Annotated in this window: 16 protein-coding genes (1 of these 16 running past the window's edge); 7 read left to right on the forward strand and 9 right to left on the reverse strand. The window is 34.0% G+C overall.

Going from position 1 to position 19,240, the window contains the following annotated elements; all coding sequences use genetic code 11:
- Nucleotides 1–2: 2 nt before the first annotated feature.
- Nucleotides 3–812, forward strand: coding sequence for a glucosaminidase domain-containing protein (locus tag RBH94_RS08990; protein ID WP_307880609.1), 810 nt, complete (start codon nucleotides 3–5; stop codon nucleotides 810–812).
- A 16-nt stretch (nucleotides 813–828) separates the two neighbouring features.
- Nucleotides 829–2,115 (forward strand): glutamate-1-semialdehyde 2,1-aminomutase, encoded by a 1,287-nt coding sequence (gene hemL, locus RBH94_RS08995; RefSeq protein ID WP_307880610.1) that lies wholly within the window; start codon nucleotides 829–831, stop codon nucleotides 2,113–2,115.
- A 75-nt stretch (nucleotides 2,116–2,190) separates the two neighbouring features.
- On the opposite strand, the gene RBH94_RS09000 is transcribed toward hemL, so the two are convergent.
- The 4 genes from RBH94_RS09000 to lysS all read right to left on the reverse strand — a co-directional run bounded on the left by RBH94_RS09000 (nucleotide 2,191) and on the right by lysS (nucleotide 8,170).
- Nucleotides 2,191–2,670, reverse strand: coding sequence for a hypothetical protein (locus tag RBH94_RS09000; RefSeq protein WP_307880611.1), 480 nt, complete (start codon nucleotides 2,668–2,670; stop codon nucleotides 2,191–2,193).
- A 94-nt stretch (nucleotides 2,671–2,764) separates the two neighbouring features.
- Entirely contained in the window at nucleotides 2,765–3,928 is a 1,164-nt protein-coding gene (locus tag RBH94_RS09005) for a hypothetical protein (protein ID WP_307880612.1), read from the reverse strand.
- Nucleotides 3,929–4,358: 430 nt separating this feature from the next.
- Nucleotides 4,359–6,419: an ATP-binding protein gene (locus RBH94_RS09010; protein WP_307880613.1), complete on the reverse strand. Its 2,061-nt coding sequence runs from the start codon at nucleotides 6,417–6,419 to the stop codon at nucleotides 4,359–4,361.
- 56 nt (nucleotides 6,420–6,475) lie between these two features.
- Nucleotides 6,476–8,170, reverse strand: a complete 1,695-nt coding sequence (lysS, locus tag RBH94_RS09015) for a lysine--tRNA ligase (protein WP_307880614.1) — start codon at nucleotides 8,168–8,170, stop codon at nucleotides 6,476–6,478.
- A gap of 214 nt (nucleotides 8,171–8,384) precedes the next feature.
- On the opposite strand from lysS, the gene RBH94_RS09020 reads away from it, so the two are divergent.
- Nucleotides 8,385–8,543 carry a YqaE/Pmp3 family membrane protein gene (locus RBH94_RS09020; RefSeq protein ID WP_188224161.1) on the forward strand — a complete coding sequence of 53 codons (159 nt, stop codon included), beginning with the start codon at nucleotides 8,385–8,387 and terminating at the stop codon, nucleotides 8,541–8,543.
- 55 nt (nucleotides 8,544–8,598) lie between these two features.
- Nucleotides 8,599–9,297 carry a lipoyl(octanoyl) transferase LipB gene (gene lipB / locus RBH94_RS09025; protein ID WP_307880615.1) on the forward strand — a complete coding sequence of 233 codons (699 nt, stop codon included), beginning with the start codon at nucleotides 8,599–8,601 and terminating at the stop codon, nucleotides 9,295–9,297.
- Here lipB and RBH94_RS09030 read toward each other — a convergent pair.
- Nucleotides 9,294–10,265: a bile acid:sodium symporter family protein gene (locus RBH94_RS09030; protein WP_307880616.1), complete on the reverse strand. Its 972-nt coding sequence runs from the start codon at nucleotides 10,263–10,265 to the stop codon at nucleotides 9,294–9,296. The two genes, lipB and RBH94_RS09030, sit on opposite strands and share 4 nt — an antisense overlap.
- Nucleotides 10,266–10,452: 187 nt before the next feature.
- Between RBH94_RS09030 and RBH94_RS09035 the strand changes: the two genes are divergently transcribed.
- Nucleotides 10,453–11,220 carry an OmpA family protein gene (locus RBH94_RS09035; RefSeq protein ID WP_307880617.1) on the forward strand — a complete coding sequence of 256 codons (768 nt, stop codon included), beginning with the start codon at nucleotides 10,453–10,455 and terminating at the stop codon, nucleotides 11,218–11,220.
- A gap of 28 nt (nucleotides 11,221–11,248) precedes the next feature.
- On the forward strand, nucleotides 11,249–11,656 hold the full coding sequence (locus tag RBH94_RS09040; protein ID WP_307880618.1) for a hypothetical protein: 408 nt from the start codon (nucleotides 11,249–11,251) through the stop codon (nucleotides 11,654–11,656).
- 75 nt (nucleotides 11,657–11,731) lie between these two features.
- Here RBH94_RS09040 and ppk2 read toward each other — a convergent pair whose 3' ends face one another.
- From ppk2 to RBH94_RS09060, 4 genes are all read right to left on the reverse strand, one after another.
- Nucleotides 11,732–12,532, reverse strand: coding sequence for a polyphosphate kinase 2 (gene ppk2, locus RBH94_RS09045; RefSeq protein ID WP_188224156.1), 801 nt, complete (start codon nucleotides 12,530–12,532; stop codon nucleotides 11,732–11,734).
- Nucleotides 12,533–12,587: 55 nt separating this feature from the next.
- Entirely contained in the window at nucleotides 12,588–13,637 is a 1,050-nt protein-coding gene (locus tag RBH94_RS09050) for a nucleoid-associated protein (RefSeq protein WP_307880619.1), read from the reverse strand.
- An 85-nt stretch (nucleotides 13,638–13,722) separates the two neighbouring features.
- Nucleotides 13,723–16,158 (reverse strand): ribonuclease HII, encoded by a 2,436-nt coding sequence (locus tag RBH94_RS09055; protein ID WP_307880620.1) that lies wholly within the window; start codon nucleotides 16,156–16,158, stop codon nucleotides 13,723–13,725.
- A gap of 71 nt (nucleotides 16,159–16,229) precedes the next feature.
- Complete coding sequence (locus RBH94_RS09060) at nucleotides 16,230–16,829, reverse strand: ribonuclease HII (protein WP_307880621.1); 600 nt, start codon at nucleotides 16,827–16,829, stop codon at nucleotides 16,230–16,232.
- Nucleotides 16,830–17,248: 419 nt separating this feature from the next.
- Between RBH94_RS09060 and RBH94_RS09065 the strand changes: the two genes are divergently transcribed.
- Nucleotides 17,249–19,240, forward strand: the 5' portion of a protein-coding gene (locus RBH94_RS09065) for a putative porin (protein WP_307880622.1). It continues 27 nt past the right edge of the window; only the first 1,992 of its 2,019 coding nucleotides appear in the window; it begins with the start codon at nucleotides 17,249–17,251; the stop codon falls past the right edge of the window.

Raw genomic sequence — 19,240 nt, forward strand, 5'->3', positions numbered from 1 at the left:
GAATGAATAAATTTTGGGTTGTATTAGGATTATTAGCTATTCTAACAAGTTGTAAAACCAAAAAAGTAACCACAACAAAACGAACAAAACCATCTACCGAGCGTGTTGTGGTAAGAGAGCGTGAAACGACTACAAGACCTGTTGAAACTAAGCCCGCGGAAACAAAGGTTTATGCCAGCGCCACAGAAAAATACATCGATACTTATAAAGATATTGCAAAAACAGAAATGCAACTCTATAATATTCCGGCGAGTATTACTTTAGCTCAGGGTATTTTAGAGTCAGGTTCAGGTAACGGACGATTATCAGTAGAAGCAAATAATCATTTTGGGATTAAATGTCACGAATGGACGGGAGCCAGAATTTATCATGATGATGATAGAGATCAGGAATGTTTTAGAAAATATGTGGATGCTAAATATTCGTTTAGAGATCATTCGTTGTTTTTAACGGAAAGAAAGCGTTATGCCAATTTATTTAAACAAAAGCCTGGAGATTATAAGGCATGGGCTCGTGGACTTAAAGCGGCGGGTTATGCTACCGATAGAAAGTACCCGGATAAACTAATCAGTTTAATAGAACGATACGATTTACATAGATACGATGAAGAAGTTTTAGGAACAGCTTATGAACGTATCGATTATTCAAAAGAAGAACAAAATAATAATACCATACATACCGTAATTAAAGGCGATACTTTGTATTCTATTTCTAAGCGCTACAATACTACGGTACAAAATATTCAAAGATTAAATGGATTAAACGGTACTAATATTAGTATTGGTCAGGATTTAATCATTTCAACAAATTAAAATAATAAAAAGAGATATGATTTATAAACGCAGTAGCGCATTATTTGCTGAAGCAGAAAAGGTAATTCCTGGAGGTGTTAATTCGCCAGTAAGAGCTTTTAAAGGCGTTGGAGGAACTCCTATTTTTGTAAAAGAGGCTAAGGGTGCGTATTTGTTTGATGAAGATGGTAATAAACTTATTGACTATATAAACTCCTGGGGGCCTATGATTTTAGGTCATGCTTACCAACCGGTTGTTGATGCCGTTGTTGAAAAAGCTAAAAAAGGAACTTCTTTTGGAATGCCCACCGAAATAGAAACTGAAATTGCCGAATTAGCTGTTTCTATGGTGCCTAATATTGATAAAATACGATTTGTAAATTCAGGTACCGAAGCCTGTATGAGTGCTGTTAGACTGGCGCGCGGATTTACAGGAAAGAATAAGATCATAAAATTTGCCGGTTGTTACCACGGGCATAGCGATTCGTTTTTAATTCAGGCGGGTAGTGGTGCCAGTACCTTTGGGACACCAAATAGTCCCGGCGTAACGCAAGGCACAGCAAAAGATACCTTATTAGCAAATTATAATGATATCGATAATGTAAAAGAATTAATAGCTGCCAATTCAAACGAGATTGCTTGTATTATAATTGAGCCGGTAGCCGGAAATATGGGGTGTGTACCACCGCAAAACGATTTCCTTCAAAAGCTACGAACGGTTTGTGATGAAAACAATATTTTATTGATTTTCGATGAGGTGATGACTGGTTTCCGTTTGGCAAAAGGTGGCGCACAGGAATTATTCGGAATTAAAGCTGATATTGTTTGTTTTGGTAAAGTCATTGGTGGTGGTCTACCAGTTGGGGCTTTTGCGGCCAGAAATGAAATTATGGACCATTTGGCACCGCTTGGTCCGGTTTATCAAGCGGGAACATTAAGTGGAAATCCATTGGCTATGGCGGCAGGTTTAGCGATGTTAACAGCTCTAAATGCAGAGCCTGAAATTTTTAACCGATTGGCAGAGAAAACCGAATATTTACATAAAGGTATTGCTAAAGTGTTAACTGATCATGAGATCACACATACTATAAATCGTGTAGGATCTATGATTTCAGTGCATTTTGATGAGGCTGAGGTAGTTGATTTTGCAACGGCAGCTAACGGAAATAATGATACCTTTAAGAAGTTTTTCCACGGGTTATTAAACGAAGGGGTTTACATTGCTCCAAGTGCTTTTGAAACCTGGTTTATAACCGATGCTTTATCCTACGAAGATTTAGATTTCACAATTAATGCTATAAATAAAGTCGCTAAGACTTTATAGAAACAAAAAAGCGCGTTTCTAAACGAAACGCGCTTTTAACCAACCAAACTATAGTCAAAAACTAACTAAACTATATTATTTTCTATTTCTTTTGCCTTCAAATGATCTTTGAGACATGTTTTTTTTCATTTTCTGACCTCTTTGTTTCATTTTAGCCTGAGTGTCTTCCCATTTAGAAAATTGCTCTTGATTTAAGATACTTTTCATTTTAGATTTAACAGCTATTTGATGGTCCAAACGGTCATTCATCATTTTGTAGCGCTCCTCACTTGTGGGTTTTTGCCAATCGCCACTGGCTTTTTTCGCTTTCATAGACTCCATCATGTCTTTTCTGGCCTTGGCATTTTCTAAGTTTAACTTGTATATATCATCTTGTTGAGATTTTGTTAAATCATAATGCAAGGTCATTTTTTTTGTTCTAAGCGTTGCGGCTTGTTCTGGAGTTAGGTCGTTCATTCTATGAGGTCTCTCCATACGATCTGCAAATTGTCTTCTCTCTTGAGCAATACCTTGTAATGATATCAAAGCAATTACGATAGCTATAATTTTTTTCATCGTTTAATAGTTTTATTTGCATGTATGACCAATAAAAATTAAAAAGGTTTAATGTCTATTTTAATTTTAACGATTATTAACAGTTGATTCTGTTTTAATTAGGGGTGTTGTGAAGGGATAGCGGGAAGGTAAAATTAATACCTGTTTGCAAATCTGCGGCGTTATTTACGAGAAAATCTTCTTTAAGGTAAACCGAAAGCTTAGCAGTTTTCCAGGCGTAGGTATAGGTAAAAGTCCAATATGTTAATGTCTTGTATAAAGTGGATATACCATGATGCCAGCCGCCTCGAATCTCTTGCCATTTTCCAATGAGTTGATAGTATGAAGCCTCTTCTTTTTTATTATATCGGCTTTGCAGTTGGTAGTTAACTCCAAAGGCATGATAATGCTGGTTTTTGGTGAATTTTGTTAATTCTATGTCGGCTTCTCCTGTTCCTAAGAAACGATTGTTACCAAAGTCTATGGGATCTTTAAAATTGATAATATTTTTACGTAAAATATTAAACCCAAGTCCCAAGTTAAGTCGGTAACTGTTTTTTAAAGTAAATGTTTTTATGCCATTTACTGAAGCACCAATATCTATAGCGTTATTATATTTAGATGTATTCCATCCTAAATGACTCCCAAAATTGATGAAAATGTTTTTAGTCTTGTTGAATTTAAAATTAGGGTAATAATAATGATTGAATTCTATACCATTAAAAATAAAATCGCCGTTATGCAGCTCTAAGATATTTTCATTACGGTCTAAATATTCAATGTTAGCTTGATTTAATCCGTAGTAGCGACGGCCGTAAGGATCTTCTTTTCCTATAATATTACTGTGAGTCCATTCTATAAATTCATCACTTGTTAAAACGGAAAGCGGATATTTTCCGTTAGATATAAGATGTGACCTTAATGAAAGGTCTAATTCATGACGTTCGGCTAATGGGATGTCGATATTAAACCGGAATTCTTTAATTACCGCATCGACTTTTATGTTTATATAATCGGCAGGCGTGGTTTCTTCATCTAAGAAGAAAAAGGTACGGTCATGCCATTTCACTTCGCTTTGTGCTTTTCTAACTTCAGGGTTTTTTGGTAGGTAGGTTTCAACAAAGGGATGAAATACATTTCCACTTGAAGCGTTAAAGCTAATTGATGGTGATTTAGGAACGTGAGTTTTAAAATTTCGGCTAATTCTCGAACTAAAAATACCGAAATGATGAGTGCTTAATGTATTTGGTTTGTCAATGCCGTTTTTTAGGATATTCATATTTTGTTGTGCCCATGAATGAGTGAATATGAAAAATGTAAAATATAAAACGGTTTTTGTTGGCATATTATAAAAATATAGAAAAGAATCTATCTTTTAATATTAAGTTTATGTTGCCTGTAAATTAATTTTTAGTGTAGATAAGACACTTTTTTTCTTAAAAATTTTAACAGTTCAGGATTTTTGTCTTAAAGAAGCCATAAAATTGAACTTTTTGGTGTTAAACATTTCTAAATATCTTTAGTACATCGGAAAAAAGCCGAATATTTGCAGAGTAGTTTATTTGAAACAAGTAATGCTCATAAATTAAAAATTCATACTTTTTAATATTGAAGTTATTAGTTAGTTAATAAATTAAGTTTAGTTGGTTAGTTTGTGAAAGCCCAGTAATTCAAAATTGCTGGGCTTTTTTATGGTATAAACTTTTCTACTACACAGATTGGGTTTCGTTATTAAAGTGAAACTGTAGTAGTTTGTATAAACGTTCCTTTTTAAACGGTTTAGTTAAATAATTGTTCATGCCGCTTTCAATGGCTTTGTTAATGGCTTCGGTAGTTACATTAGCAGAGAGGCCGAAAATAATCACATCTTTATCAACTTCACGAATGTAATTTGTAGCTTCCCAGCCATCCATTTCCGGCATGTGAATATCCATAAATATCAACTGGTATTTTTTAGCATTAAAACAATCCAGAGCTATCTTACCGTTATTAGCTGTATCGGCATGGATACCCAAATCCTGAAGGAATTTTTTCAGGACAATTATGTTAAGGTTGTTGTCATCAACAATTAACACATTTAAATCGGCTGTATTAATACTTTTCTTTATGTCTAATGTGTTTTTGGGTACAATATCTTTAGTGATGTTAAACATAAAGGATACTGTGAATTTTGTGCCTTTATCGTGTTCGCTTTCAACGCTAATATCACCACCCATCATTTCTACAAGATTCTTGCAGATGGCCAAACCAAGACCACTGCCTTCGTGTTCTTTTTTAATGCTGTTTTCAATTTGAGTAAATCGATTAAAAATGGTGTTAAGTTTATCTTTTGGAATACCAATGCCCGTATCTTCAATACTAATAACGAGCTTTAGTTGCTCTTTAATAACCGTTTCAGAATAGTTAATCGTTACTCCGCCTGTTTTTGTGAATTTTAAAGCATTTTTAAGGAGGTTGTTAACAACTTGAAGTAATTTGTTCATGTCGCCAATAACCGTAACGCCGGCAATATTATTAAAATTGGTGTTTAAGTATAGATTCTTCTTTACAAATAGAAATTGATTTACATCGACAAGCTTTTTAATTTTATTTATGGGTGTAAATGCGTGTTCTTCCAGTCCGGTATTTCCAGATTCAATTTTATCAAAATCTAAAATATCGTTAACTAAGCTTAGTAGGTTGCTGGATGATTTATCCATTAAATCGACATACTCTTTGTGAGTTGGTGTTAAGCTGTCGCTTTTAAGTAATTCTATAAAACCGATAATGGCATGCAATGGGGTTCGAATTTCATGACTCATATTCGAAAGGAATTCGGTTTTTGCTTGCGATGCTTTTTTTGCTCTGTTTTTTTCCTGTTCTAAAGTATGATTAAGCTTTGTTAGCGTTTCATTGGATTGAAGTGCTAATCGACTACTTTTTTTAGCTTGTAAATAGAAGAAGATTAAAGACGATACTATAAAGGCTAAAAAGATACCAACTACAAACGCAACATCTATTATCGTATTCCCTTCTGCAAGTAAAAGGTTTTTAGACGGGTATATATTAAGTTGCCAGTTCTGGTTGTCTACCGAATCGATTGTTAATTGTTTTGAATAAACAGGATTGGCTTTACTGTTCAGTTTTATTGAGTTGTTTAGTAGGTAAAAAGGAAACCCTTTGTTATCATAAAACTCAATGACATATTGGTCTTCCAGGTGATTGGCTAACCGGTCGAAATTAGATTTAAAATCCATACCCGCTGTAATCGTTCCTTGAAACTTGTTATCGAAATAAACAGGAATATCTACTAAAAATGCCTTTCCTGATTGTTTAAGGTCTAACCAATGGGTAATGTTTGTAAGTCCGCTTTTGGTGTGTTTTAGCCATTCATCTCTGCGGTAATCAAGTGTGGAGATATCAAGATTAAGTGCTTTTCTGTTTTCTTCCGAAGGAAAAATCTTCCTGATCACCATCGTGCTATCAATCCACTCAATAAATTTGAAAGAGGCATTTTGTTCAAGGAGTAAATTGGCATCGTGTTCCCAGTTCTTAAAATATTCACCATTGGTAAATTCCAGGCGACTTTTTAAATTTTCTAAACGGGCAATATCCGAGCGAATGATGTTTTCAAACTCTTTTGAGATGAGTTCTCCGGTATCCTGAATATCTTCATCAATAACTGAAGCGTATTCATCTTTAGATACTTTGTAAATGTAGAGCTTGGCTAAAGAAAGAACAAAAAAAATGGTAACGGCTATAATTAAATCAACTTTTATTTTTTTAATCATAAGCTGTTACCAGATTTTATATTTCGTTTTTAATTAGGCTCTAATATAAAAAAGTTTTAAGAAATGAGCTCGACAATTAAGTCGCTGTCGGTTTTAATGACATTGGCTAACTTATGCTTAGTTAAGGCTTTAATGCCTTTATCCCAGGCTTTGTTACTTAAACCGCTTTCAGATTTTAGTACATTTAAAGGGAGGCTCTTTTTAGCTTTTAATACCTCGAAAATAGCTTTCTCATTATCACTTAATGCCACTGTCTTTTTCTCTGGTCGCATTTGCGGGAAGAATAACACTTCCTGAATAGATTGGTTGTTGGTTAAGAACATGATCAAACGGTCCATACCAATACCCATACCCGATGTAGGAGGCATACCATATTCTAAAGCACGTAAAAAGTCGTGGTCAATAACACCGTTGGCTTCATCGTCACCTTTCTTTGCTAATTCCATTTGGTGCTCAAAACGCTCACGCTGATCGATAGGGTCGTTTAATTCTGAATATGCATTTGCAATTTCTTTTCCACAAACCATTAATTCGAAACGCTCGGTTAAATCCGGATTGTCGCGGTGTTCTTTACATAACGGACTCATTTCTTTTGGGTAATCTGTAATAAAGGTTGGTTGAATGTAGTTACCTTCACATTTTTCACCAAAGATTTCATCAATTAGTTTTCCTTTACCCATCGTGTCATCAACTTCGATCCCCATACCTTCAGCAGCTGCTCTAATTTCAGCTTCTGTTTTTCCGGTAATATCAAAGCCTGTAAAATGTTTGATAGAATCTGCCATAGTGACTCTGGCATATGGTGCTTTAAAGTCGATTTCGTGTTCTCCAAAAGTAGCTTTTGTAGAACCGTTTACTGCCATAGCACAGTGCTCTAATAAACGCTCACAGAAATCCATCATCCAGTTGTAATCTTTGTAAGACACATAGATTTCCATGGCTGTAAATTCAGGATTGTGTGTTCTGTCCATACCTTCATTACGGAAGTTTTTCGAGAACTCATATACGCCATCAAAACCACCAACAATTAAACGCTTTAAGTAGAGCTCGTTGGCGATACGCATATATAACGGAATGTCTAAAGCGTTGTGATGCGTCACAAAAGGTCTTGCTGCAGCTCCACCAGGGATAGACTGTAAAACGGGTGTTTCTACTTCAAAGTAACCTGCGTCGTTAAAGAACGAACGCATGGCATTAAATAATTTGGTACGCTTAATAAAGATGTCTTTTACCTGTGGGTTAACCACTAAATCGGCGTAACGTTGTCTGTAACGTTGCTCAGGGTCTGTAAAGGCATCGTATACTTTACCGTCTTTTTCTTTTGGTAATGGTAGTGGTTTTAAGGCCTTACTTAATAAGGTGAAGTCTTTTACTTTAACCGTTTTTTCTCCTACTTTGGTTGTGAATAATTCACCTTCAATACCTACAAAGTCTCCAAAGTCGATAAGTTTTTTAAATAGCTCGTTGTATTTTTCTTTGTCTTCTCCCGGGCAAATTTCGTCACGGTTAAAATACACTTGTATTTTACCTTCGGCATCTTGTAATTCTGCAAAACTGGCTTTTCCTTGTACCTTAATCATCATTAAACGACCTGCAATAACCACCTTTTTGTCAGCTTCAAAATGGTCTTTAATCTGTTTCGATGTATGCGTTACAGGATATAAATCTGCTGGGTACGGATTAACGCCTAATTCGCGTAATTTTACTAATTTTTCTCTACGTACAAGTTCTTGCTCTGATAATTGCGACATATTCTAAAATGCTGAGTATAATTTTTTAAAGGCACAAAGATAAACATAATCATTAAGGTAGCATACGTAATAATATGTGAATTTTTGGTGTTCTCAAAGGTGTGTATTTTTCATGTTACAAGCGAGTTTATAGTAATAGTCAATGAGGTCTGTAACAAATGGTATATTTTTGTGTCAAATAAGAGTCATCAATCAAAAACAAAAAATCAAAACTATGAGTTTCTGGAGAGTACTACTGTCTATCATTTGTCCGCCTTTAGCTGTTTTAGATAAAGGCTGCGGATCTATTTTAATTGTCCTGATTCTAACTTTTTTTGGGTGGGTTCCCGGAGTTATTGCTGCCCTGGTGATTTTGAATAATCCTAAAAACTAGTTAAACCATATAATAAAGTGTTTTTGTTCTTCGATTTGTCTTAATTTTGTAGTCTATGAATAAGCGCATACAACTTCAGGATTTAGGATTAAAAGATTATAAAGAAACCTGGGATTACCAGGAGGAATTATTTAAAGATATTGTAGATTCCAAAATCAAGAACAGACGAGAGGAGACCGATGAAGATACCAATAACTATTTTCTGTTTGTAGAGCATCCTCATGTTTATACCTTGGGGAAAAGTGGTGATTTTTCAAATCTGTTGTTAGGTGAAGATGAATTATCTAAAAGAGGCGCTACATTTTATAAAATTAACCGAGGTGGCGATATTACCTATCATGGCCCGGGACAAATTGTTGGGTATCCCATTCTGGATTTAGACAACTTTTTTACCGATATTCATAAATACCTTCGGTTTCTTGAAGAAATGATTATTCTAACGCTGCAGGAGTATGGTTTAAAAGCCGAACGAAGCGAAGGAGAAACCGGTGTATGGTTGGATGTAGGAACACCATTTGCGCGAAAAATATGTGCTATGGGGGTGCGTGCCAGTCGCTGGGTAACCATGCACGGATTTGCCCTAAATGTAAATGCCGATTTAGGGTATTTCGATAACATCATTCCTTGTGGGATTCGCGGAAAAGCCGTGACCTCATTAAATGTAGAACTAGGAGTTAATCATGTTGATGAATCTGAAGTAAAAGAAAAACTTCTGAAACATTTTAAATCGCTTTTTGAAGCGGAATTTATCTAAGTTGTAACAGTGGTTACGCGTCTGCTTAATTTTGAAGCAATGATGCTAATGATAAATATCTGTAAGGCATGAAATAGCATTAGAGGTAATAGTATTAATCCTAATGGCATAGTGCTGGGGAATAATATTTTAGAAAATACCGTACCGTGTACCAACGATTTTTTAGTACCACAAAATTGCGCTGTAATTTTATCTTCGTTATTAAAGCCTAATTTTTCAGATAGAAACCCGGTTATAAAATAAACTGCAAAAAACAGAATAAGTATTGCGGTAAACACCATCGTCAAATCTAAAAGATTAAGTGAATTGAAAACGCCGTCTTCAAAAGAATGTGCGTAGCTTTTGTAAATAATTAGTAAGATAACAGATTTGTCAAACAACGGGAGTTGGTGTTGGTATTTTTGAACAAAACGTTTACCATATTTCTGAAGCACAATTCCTAAGATAACCGGCGCTAAAATTTCAAGTAAAAGTTTGATGTAAATCTCACCTAGATTAAAATCTGTTGTTGCAAATTTTGAGAATAATCCCATCCATAATGGGGTAATTACAATACCAATTAAACCTGAAATACTTGCATTGAAAATAGCTGCGGGAATATTACCCTTTGCCATAGAAACCATAACGACTGATGACGATACGGTAGATGGTAAAGCTGCCAAAAACAAAAACGATAACCAAAGCATTTGTCCTTCTTCGCCTTCAATAAACCCTTTAAATAAAATAATTAAAACAGGGAAAAGTAAAAAAGTGGTTAGTTGAATAAGAACATGTAGTTTCCAGTTTTTAAGTCCGTGTTTTATTTTTTCAGGGCTTAGCTTTAATCCGTAGAAAAAGAAAATGAAAGCAATTCCAATACTCCCAATTAAATCTAAGGGAATGTTACTGTCTTTACTTCCTAATTCTGGAAAAAAATAGGCTAAGATTATAGTTGCTATAATAGCCAGAACAAAACGGTCAATTTTCATTTAAATAAATCTTCGTTTTTATTATTCAGTTTTAAAAGTTAAAAGTAATAATATAAAAGCGATATTTAGTTATTATAGAAATGTAATGTGAGTGTTAAATCTTATATTTTATTAAGAATTTACCTTTTTGAAAATCAGATTTTTATGATTTTTTTTCATACATTGAGGTATTTAAATCTTAATAAGTATGAAAAAACTATTAGTGTTCATACTCTTTATTCTTTTCCTTCTTTTGGCTTTGTTTAGTTGGGGATGGTATAAAGATACTGTAGTATGTTGTCCGGAGCCTGTACCTGAAATTAGTTACGGCCCTTTAATCTTTGATTGTAACTCGGGTGAGGTCATCACAAATGATTTATGGCCTGAGAAAAAACAGGAAATTTTAACTAAGGGAGCCGAAGGCAAGAGACTGTTATTGGTTGGCCCTTATTTTAATTCAGAAACCGAACAGGAAGGCGTTAATAGAGCCGAGAAAGTAAAACTGTTTTTTTCCGAATTGTCTGATGAAAATGTCATTACCGACGCGCGGTTTGCAGGTGATTGTGAAGCAACAAAAGTTAATATGTTGCACGAGTTAAAATATAAATGGGTAATACGTAACGACGATATTATTGAGCATTTTGATAAAACATTTGTGTTTTACAAGTATGATTCAGATAAAGAGGTTACTAATGAAACTGTTTTAGCGTATTTTGATGAGTTGTCTTCTTTCTTGAAGGAATCGGGAGATAATATATTAATTATTGGTCATACCGATAGCGATGGACCTTCATTGTATAATGAAGATTTAGGACTTAAAAGAGCTAATGAATACAAAGCACATTTAATCAGTCTAGGAGTAGACGAAAGTAAAATTACCGTTGAAAGTAAGGGAGAAACAGAACCACTTCGTCCTAATGATACGCCCGAAAATAAACAAATGAATAGAAGGGTAGCAATACATATAACAGAATAGAAAAATAACATAACAATTATAACGAATCATGAAATTATTACAAATAAATACTACAGCTTGTGATGGATCAGATGTGTTTTGGTCTTGGTTTTTATGGCTACTAGCGGCCTTTGTTTTAGGTTTAATTATAGGTTGGCTTCTCAAACAAATTTTTGGAGGTACATCATCAGAATCTGATGTAAAACAGGATTTAACTAAAGTAGAGGGTATTGGTCCCAAAATTGAAGGTTTATTGAATAAAAAAGGAATTATTAGTTACAGACAATTATCTGGCACTTCTAAAAGCTTTCTTGAAGATATGTTGGTAGAGGCAGGTCCTGCATTTACAACTCATCGAGGAATGACAGGTACTTGGCCTGCACAAGCAAAATTAGCCGATCTAGGCGAGTGGGACGAACTTAAAAAATGGCAAGATGTTTTAAAAGGAGGCGTTTAAAACAGTTTTGATACATAATATAAAGCACTCAGTGTCTATTGGGTGCTTTTTTTATTGAATTTTGTATCACATATATTAGTATTTCTCCGGAATAAAGGTTTGATAATCCATTGGTGGGCGAACATAACTTTTATAATCTGGTAATTCAGGTAACTCGATAGGATCTATTTCCATACGTTTATAAGGAATCTGGCTTAACACATGACTAATGCAATTAAGTCGCGCTTTCTTTTTGTTATCTGAATTAACCACAAACCAAGGCACTTGTTTGGTATCGGTATGGGCAAACATAACATCTTTAGCTTTTGAATATTCTAACCAGCGCGACCGGGATTCTAAATCCATCGGGCTAAATTTCCAGTGTTTTAAAGGGTTTGAAATTCGGTTTTTAAAACGGCGTTCTTGTTCGGCATCGCTCACCGAAAACCAGTATTTTAAAAGTATGATTCCGCTGCGCACCAGCATACGTTCAAATTCAGGACAGGATCGTAAAAATTCGTTGTATTCGTCTTCGGTACAAAATCCCATAACTTTTTCTACTCCGGCACGATTATACCAACTTCTATCGAAGAGTACAATTTCACCTGCAGCAGGGAGATATTGTACATAACGCTGAAAATACCACTGCGTTTTTTCTTTTTCGGTAGGAACACCTAAGGCAACGACTTTACAAACACGCGGATTTAAAGGCTCGGTAAAGCGTTTAATGGTACCACCTTTTCCCGAAGCATCACGACCTTCAAAAACAATAACGACTTTTAAGCCTTGTTTTTTTACCCATTCCTGAAGGTGTACCAGCTCGGTGTGGAGTTTAGCGAGCTCTAGCTCGTAATTAAATTTCTTTTTTTTGGCGTTTTGCTTATCGGAATCTTTCATTCTTCCAAGTTAATAAAAAAATGAAAGCATTTTAAAATTCTTAAAGTACTTTGTATTAACTCTCTTCGTTAAAAAACACTTTGTAAAAATGCATTTTTTTCTCTTCGTCGTAACCGCGTTCTAAAAAATCTTCAGAAGCATCAGGCGCATCAATATCTACTTTAATAGAAAAGTGGGTATCGAGTTTAATATCGGTTTTAATTTTTTTCTTTTCCTTGGTAACTACGCGTTCGGCAATATCAAACTGGTTTCTAAGTACCAGGTTTTGTTCGGTTTCAAAGGTCTTTTTATAATCGTCGAACATACTTTTGTGTTTGTCTTCTTCAAAAAGTTCATCTTTAAAACGCTCAACGTTCACCACTTCATTTTCTTTAAAGAAGTCGATTGTTTTTGCTAAAAAGTTGTTTTTTTCCTGGGCTCCATAAGTCGATTTTAAAATCTCCTCAGAGAAGTCTTTACATAAATCGATATACTGTTGGGTGTGGTTGTTGGCATCATCAGCATATTTTATATTTAAAAACTGATTAATCCAGTATTGCGCATCGTAGTTGTTGTTGTCTACCGTTAATATAATATTGCCTTCGGCATCGCCTTGGTTTAAGATCAAACAACCTTTATCAACCTTTTTACTGCTTATTCCTTTTTGAACCAACACATCATAACTATTATTTTCTAAATACGTCTGGAAGAAATTTACTTTGCTTTCTATTTTAAAAATACCAATCGCATTTGTAGTCATGTCGTTATATTCAATACCCTCGAACATGGCTACCAAAACGTCTCCGGTTTTAATATTTGCTGAAGTTGATTGCTCAAATAAATGGGTGACAATGTGTTTTGATACTTCGATAAAGTTGTCTTCATCACTGAATATTTGTGCTGAATATGAATTAATCTCATTAAGACTAATATTAGCATGATGATTAAAACGATAACTTTGAACCACGCTTCCGAAAGGTCTTAACAAAAACGGGAGCATTAATTCATAGCTGGCTTCATCAAATTCAACTAATTTTTCTGAAAAAGCATTTTTTGTGCTGTTGAATTTATTTCCAACTTTATGAATAATGAATTTAGATATTGAAGCGTTTTTTCTTGTAATCATGATGCTGTGAATTAATGGTGCAATACTATTGAAACTTCCCTAACTTGAAAATAGTTTTTTGCTGAATTTTTTGTTGGCAAAGAACTTAATTTAATTGATACAGTAGTATAGAGTTGCTTTCACCTTTGGTTACAAATTCTAAATTTCTGTCTTTATTAATATTGTCTAACTCAATTGGTGAATTTCCGTAAACCGGGAAGTTAGGTAATAACTTCGCCTGACTATCGAAAAGGTAAATTTTATGTGTTTGTAAATCGGTTATAGAAATGTAGATTTTATCATTTAAATAAAAGAACCCTGGAGCAGTATAATTACCGTAATCTAACTCTATGGTTTTGCTTTTAATGGTTAGCTTATTTTCACTTTGCGCCACTAAAGATTTGGTCGATGTGGTTAACGTGTGCTTTTCTGATAAGTTTAAATTTCTGGAAGCTACATTGCCTTTGGTGTCTACCGAAATTAAATGGCCATTAACGCCGGTAGTTGTAAACGTGTTATTGTAAACAAACACCGGTTCGGTAGAGTAGGCATAACTTGTTTTAGGTTTTACTCTGGTTTTACCTGTACGATCCAGAATATATAGTTTGTCGGTTGTTTTTAGAACGATATAATCTTTAGTGCCTATTCTAAAATGTTTTGGAGTCGTAATAATGGCATCGTCCGCCGACTTAAATGTGAACCCTTTAACCAGTTTGGCATCATCATTATACATTAAAACATGTTTCCCTTGCGTAACCAGTAGCCTGTAGTTTTTGTTGTTGTCGTAATCGAAAACAGCTAATGGCTGGGTGATTTTATCATTGAATTTCATTGGGAACGGACTTACATCTTTTCCATTTCGGTCGATAATGTAAACACGATTTGGTGTGGCAAACGTTAATTGAAGTCTCCCGTTTTTATAAATGTCTATTTGTTCAATATGCCCTAAAACGGCACCTTGAAGTTGTTTTTTCCAATGGATTTTTCCCTTATTTGAAATTAGGTATAAGTTATTTTTAATGTCTTGAACAACAATTTCTTTTTCTCCGGTAATATGATTTTTAACGAACTGCGGACTGTTTAAAATGTCGTTATCCAACTTAATATTTAATTCTTCTGATACTGCATTTTCTTCTGCGCGTGCTTTTCCTTTTTTAATGATACCATTTACATGCGAAAAGTTATTGTCGTAAATAAATTGAAGCGCCGAAATGTTATAGTCGTCTACATTTATATTTAGGTCTTCATTGAAATTTTTAGAAACCACTTGTTTTAAAGTAGTTGGGTTTACAACCAACATTAATGACGAGGCATCAACGAGTTGTTCCTTCGCCTGTATAAAAACATCTTTTTCGTTTAAAGTGGTTTTGTTCTGATAATTAGTAATAATACTCTGTATGAAATCCATATTATCGGCAAACACAAAAAAGTTATCCAGAATGCAATATTTTGTAGCGTTGTTAAATGTAATTAACGGTGAAAATGTATTACTGAACATATCTGATTTGGAAAAACTGTAGATTTCAGTTTCTCTAAAGGTGTCTATAATATTTTGTTCACTAATTAAGGCATCTTCAGTAGCGATAACATCGATAGAATTTAAAACAATGGCACGGTCGTTATCTTGATAAATCACACCAACTTCAACTGTATTGTTAAATAGCTCTGTGTTTGTGGGGATAGAATCTTGTTTCTTATAAGCCTTTAAATTGGTTTTTAGGTTTTCGAAATTTCTAAAAGTAAAACTTAAAAAACCGTCGGTATTGGAAGGCGTGATATTCTGAATTTGATTTTCCTGTGCAACGGTATTTTTAAAAATATTGATTAAACTTTCAGTAGAATCATTGGCTTTGGTGATACCATTAATATAGATTTCATTCTGGCTTACATCTATATCAACCGCTAGATAATTGGTAAAAGAACTCAGAGCTAAAGTATCTTCTATAAAAAAGGACTTTAAAACTGGGTTCTCAGCTTTTAATAATGCAGATAGCGTACGGTCGTTACTGGTGGTGTTGTATATTTTTTCTAATTCTTCATTTTGTGTAATGTTATTATTGAAAGCCCCTTCAATAATGTTTAAAGATGAAGAAGCTATAAACATACTGTCAATAACTGTACTATAAAATGTACTTTTATTATAGGTCGATTTTGTAATGCTTTGTTTGCTATTCGCTACTTGTTCTTCATGGTAGTTTGGTAGCGAATCGGTTTTTACCAGTTGTTTATCATATTTTGTGATTACAGTATATTTCAGACTGTCAGTTTCTGGTTTAGAGAAACATATCAGTAGATCGCCTTTCGGTTTTAAAAGCGTAATAGGTTCTAGTTGACTTTCTAACTTGGTATAAGGTTTTGTTTTTGAGAATTTTTTAAGCAAATCACTGTTGTTGATGCTGCTTTTTAAACTTTCCAGATTGGAAGTTTTTAAAACAACCGATGTGTTTTCGGGGATGTAATCAATAGGCTGAAAGCGATTTGTTTTGGTGTTTGTACAGCTAAAAGTAAGTAACAGTAGAAGGGAAAAACAAAAAAATCTCATAGATGAATTAATTTATACAAACCTACATATTTTTCATTTTATAGGGCGTAAAAAGGGTGTATTATAATGTGTTAAAGATCTAATTTTAATTGATCGGGTAACAATTTAAACGATTTTCGATGGTACTTTGTTATACCGTATTTCTTTATGGCTTCACGATGTTCTTTTGTAGGATAGCCTTTGTTTTTTTTCCAGTTATACATTGGGTACTCTTCATGAATGGTATTCATGTATTCATCGCGATAGGTTTTTGCCAAGATAGAAGCAGCTGCAATGCTTAAATACTTACCGTCACCTTTAATAATGGTTTCATAAGGAATTTCATTAAAAGGTTTGAATTTATTACCATCAACAATTATAAATTCCGGGGAAGGAGATAGTTGTTCAATCGATTTATGCATAGCTAAAATAGAAGCATTAAGAATGTTAATCTCGTCAATTTCTTCTTGAAAAATATGAGAAACCCCAAAGCTCAGGGCTTCGGTTTCAACTATAGGTCTAAGTTTGTCTCTTTTACTTTCACTTAGCTGTTTCGAATCGGTAAGAATGGTATTTTTAAAATGCTTAGGAAGAATAACTGCCGCCGCCGTAACCGGCCCGGCAAGGCAGCCACGACCGGCCTCGTCGGTGCCACATTCTAAATTAAAATCGGAATGGTTTAATAATAGCATACTGGTAATAAAATCTGTTCAAAGCTAAAACATAATCGGTAGATTTAGAGTGTTTTCAATCTATTTGTTTGTGAAATGACTGAGATTTTTGGATTTAAAAATATGTCTTTCATGGGTGCTAGCTCTAAGAATATCGCAAGATATAGTCTTGTTTGTTGAAAAGAATCAAAATAAAGTTATGATTTTTATCAATTTAATTGAAAATTTTTAAAGGGTTTGTTTGTTTATTTAAGATAATATTATGATGTTTGCTGTAGACTAACTCAAATAAATATTTTTATTTCATCTTATATTAGTTAAGGTGATTAATATTTTAAAACAAAAGCCAGCATATTTATGTTGGCTTTGTTTATTTAAAATATTTACCTGCTCTTAACGTTCAAATAATTACTTTTGTTCCGAAAAATTGAATGAAAATAATGAGTATAACAAAAACAGCGTTAGTTAAAAAAGCGTTGCGTATGCGAAAAACATCTTATAGTATAGAAACACGTAAACATATATATTCAATTAAAGTAGCTGCTGTTTGCTTTTTGTTATTCCAGTTTCAGACGGTTTTCGCTCAGAAAAAGCCAAGTAGGATAAGTCGAGAACTTGGAATCGCTGAGGTTAAAGATTCTACAAAACAATCTCCAAAGGATTTAGCTAAAATCACTGATTATTTAATCATCTCTCATGATAACGATACAACTTATGTGGATACTACTCTAAGTATAAGAAAGGAGTACAAATTTAACTATTTGCGTAAGGATGATTTTGAAGTTATGCCGTTTTCAAATTTAGGGCAAACCTACAATAGTTTGACTTATAATTTTCAGAATACGAAGTTAATGCCAAGTTTTGGGGCGTTGGGTAAGCACTTCAATTATATGGAGGTTGAAGATATTTATTATTACCGAGTACCAACTCCGTTAACCGAATTGTTTTTTAAAACGGCTTTCGAGCAGGGGCAGTTAGCCGATTCGTTTTTCTCGATTAATACTTCACCACAACTTAATGTGTCTATTGCTTACAAAGGATTGCGGTCGTTAGGGAAATATCAGCATATTTTGGCGAGTACAGGAAATTTTAGATTTTCGACCAATTATCAAACAAAGAACGGACGTTACGTGGCTAAAGCCCATATTGTAATGCAGGATATTTACAATCAGGAAAATGCTGGAATTCGAGATGATAATGTAGAGTATTTCGAAACAGGAGAAGAAGATCATTTAGATCGTTCTATTTTCGAAGTGAATTTTGAAAATGCTGAAACCATGTTAAAAGGAAAGCGTTTTTATTTAGATCATGCCTACAATATTGTTCAAAAAAATGATTCCTTAGATAAAAACCATTTGAGTTTAGGACATATCATTTCATTCGAAGATAAATATAATGAATACAGTCAATCTGCAAATAGTGATTATTTTGGAGATGCTTTCGTAGCCAGTGGGTTAAAAGATCGAAATACACTGGAGAATTTTTATAATCAGTTACATTTAAACTATAGTAATAATATAATAGGAGATTTACAATTTAATATTAGTAATACCAGTTATAATTATGGTTACGATAAATTAGTGGTGTTAAATGGTCAGACCATAACCAATAGATTAAAAGGGGATGTGTTTGCTGCAGGAGGTAAATACCATAAACAATATAGAGGTTTCGATTTATCGGGAGAGTTAGGATTAAATATTTCTGGAGATTTTGATGGAAACTATATTAAAGGAGACGCATCATTTAAATTAAACGACGATGTGTTTGCAAGAGCAAGTCTTAATCATAGTTCCAAAGCACCTAACTTTAACACCTTGTTATTTCAAAGTGATTATATAAACTATAACTGGCAAAACAGTTTTAGTAACACAGAAACGCAACAATTGGCATTTCAGCTAAAGTATAAAGAATTGGCAAATGTGACTGTTGATTATTCCACGATTACAGATTATGTGTATTTTGCGCAGGACGATGCGACCCTTCAGGTGCGTCCGTTTCAGTATGGCGGAACCATTAATTATTTGCGTTTGAAGTTTGAAAATGAATTCCGATTGGGGAAATTCGCATTAAACAATACCATATTGTATCAAAATCAAAATGCCGATGGTGTGATGAATGTGCCGGATTTAACAACGCGAAACACCTTGTACTTTTCATCGCATATGTTCGATAAGGCACTTTTTCTGCAGACCGGGGTAACATTAAAGTACTTTACCAAGTATTATATGAATGCATATAATCCGTTATTGGCAGAATTTTATGTTCAAAACGATACGGAGTATGGCGATTTCCCGATGCTGGATTTCTTTATCAATTTAAAAATCCGTCAAACCAGAATATTCGCTAAGGCGGAACATTTCAATTCTGCGTTCACAGGTTACAACTATTATTCAGCACCAAACAATCCTTATAGAGATTTTACGATTCGTTTT

This window comes from Aestuariibaculum sp. YM273, from assembly GCF_030908365.1.
GTDB classification, from domain to species: domain Bacteria; phylum Bacteroidota; class Bacteroidia; order Flavobacteriales; family Flavobacteriaceae; genus Aestuariibaculum; species Aestuariibaculum marinum.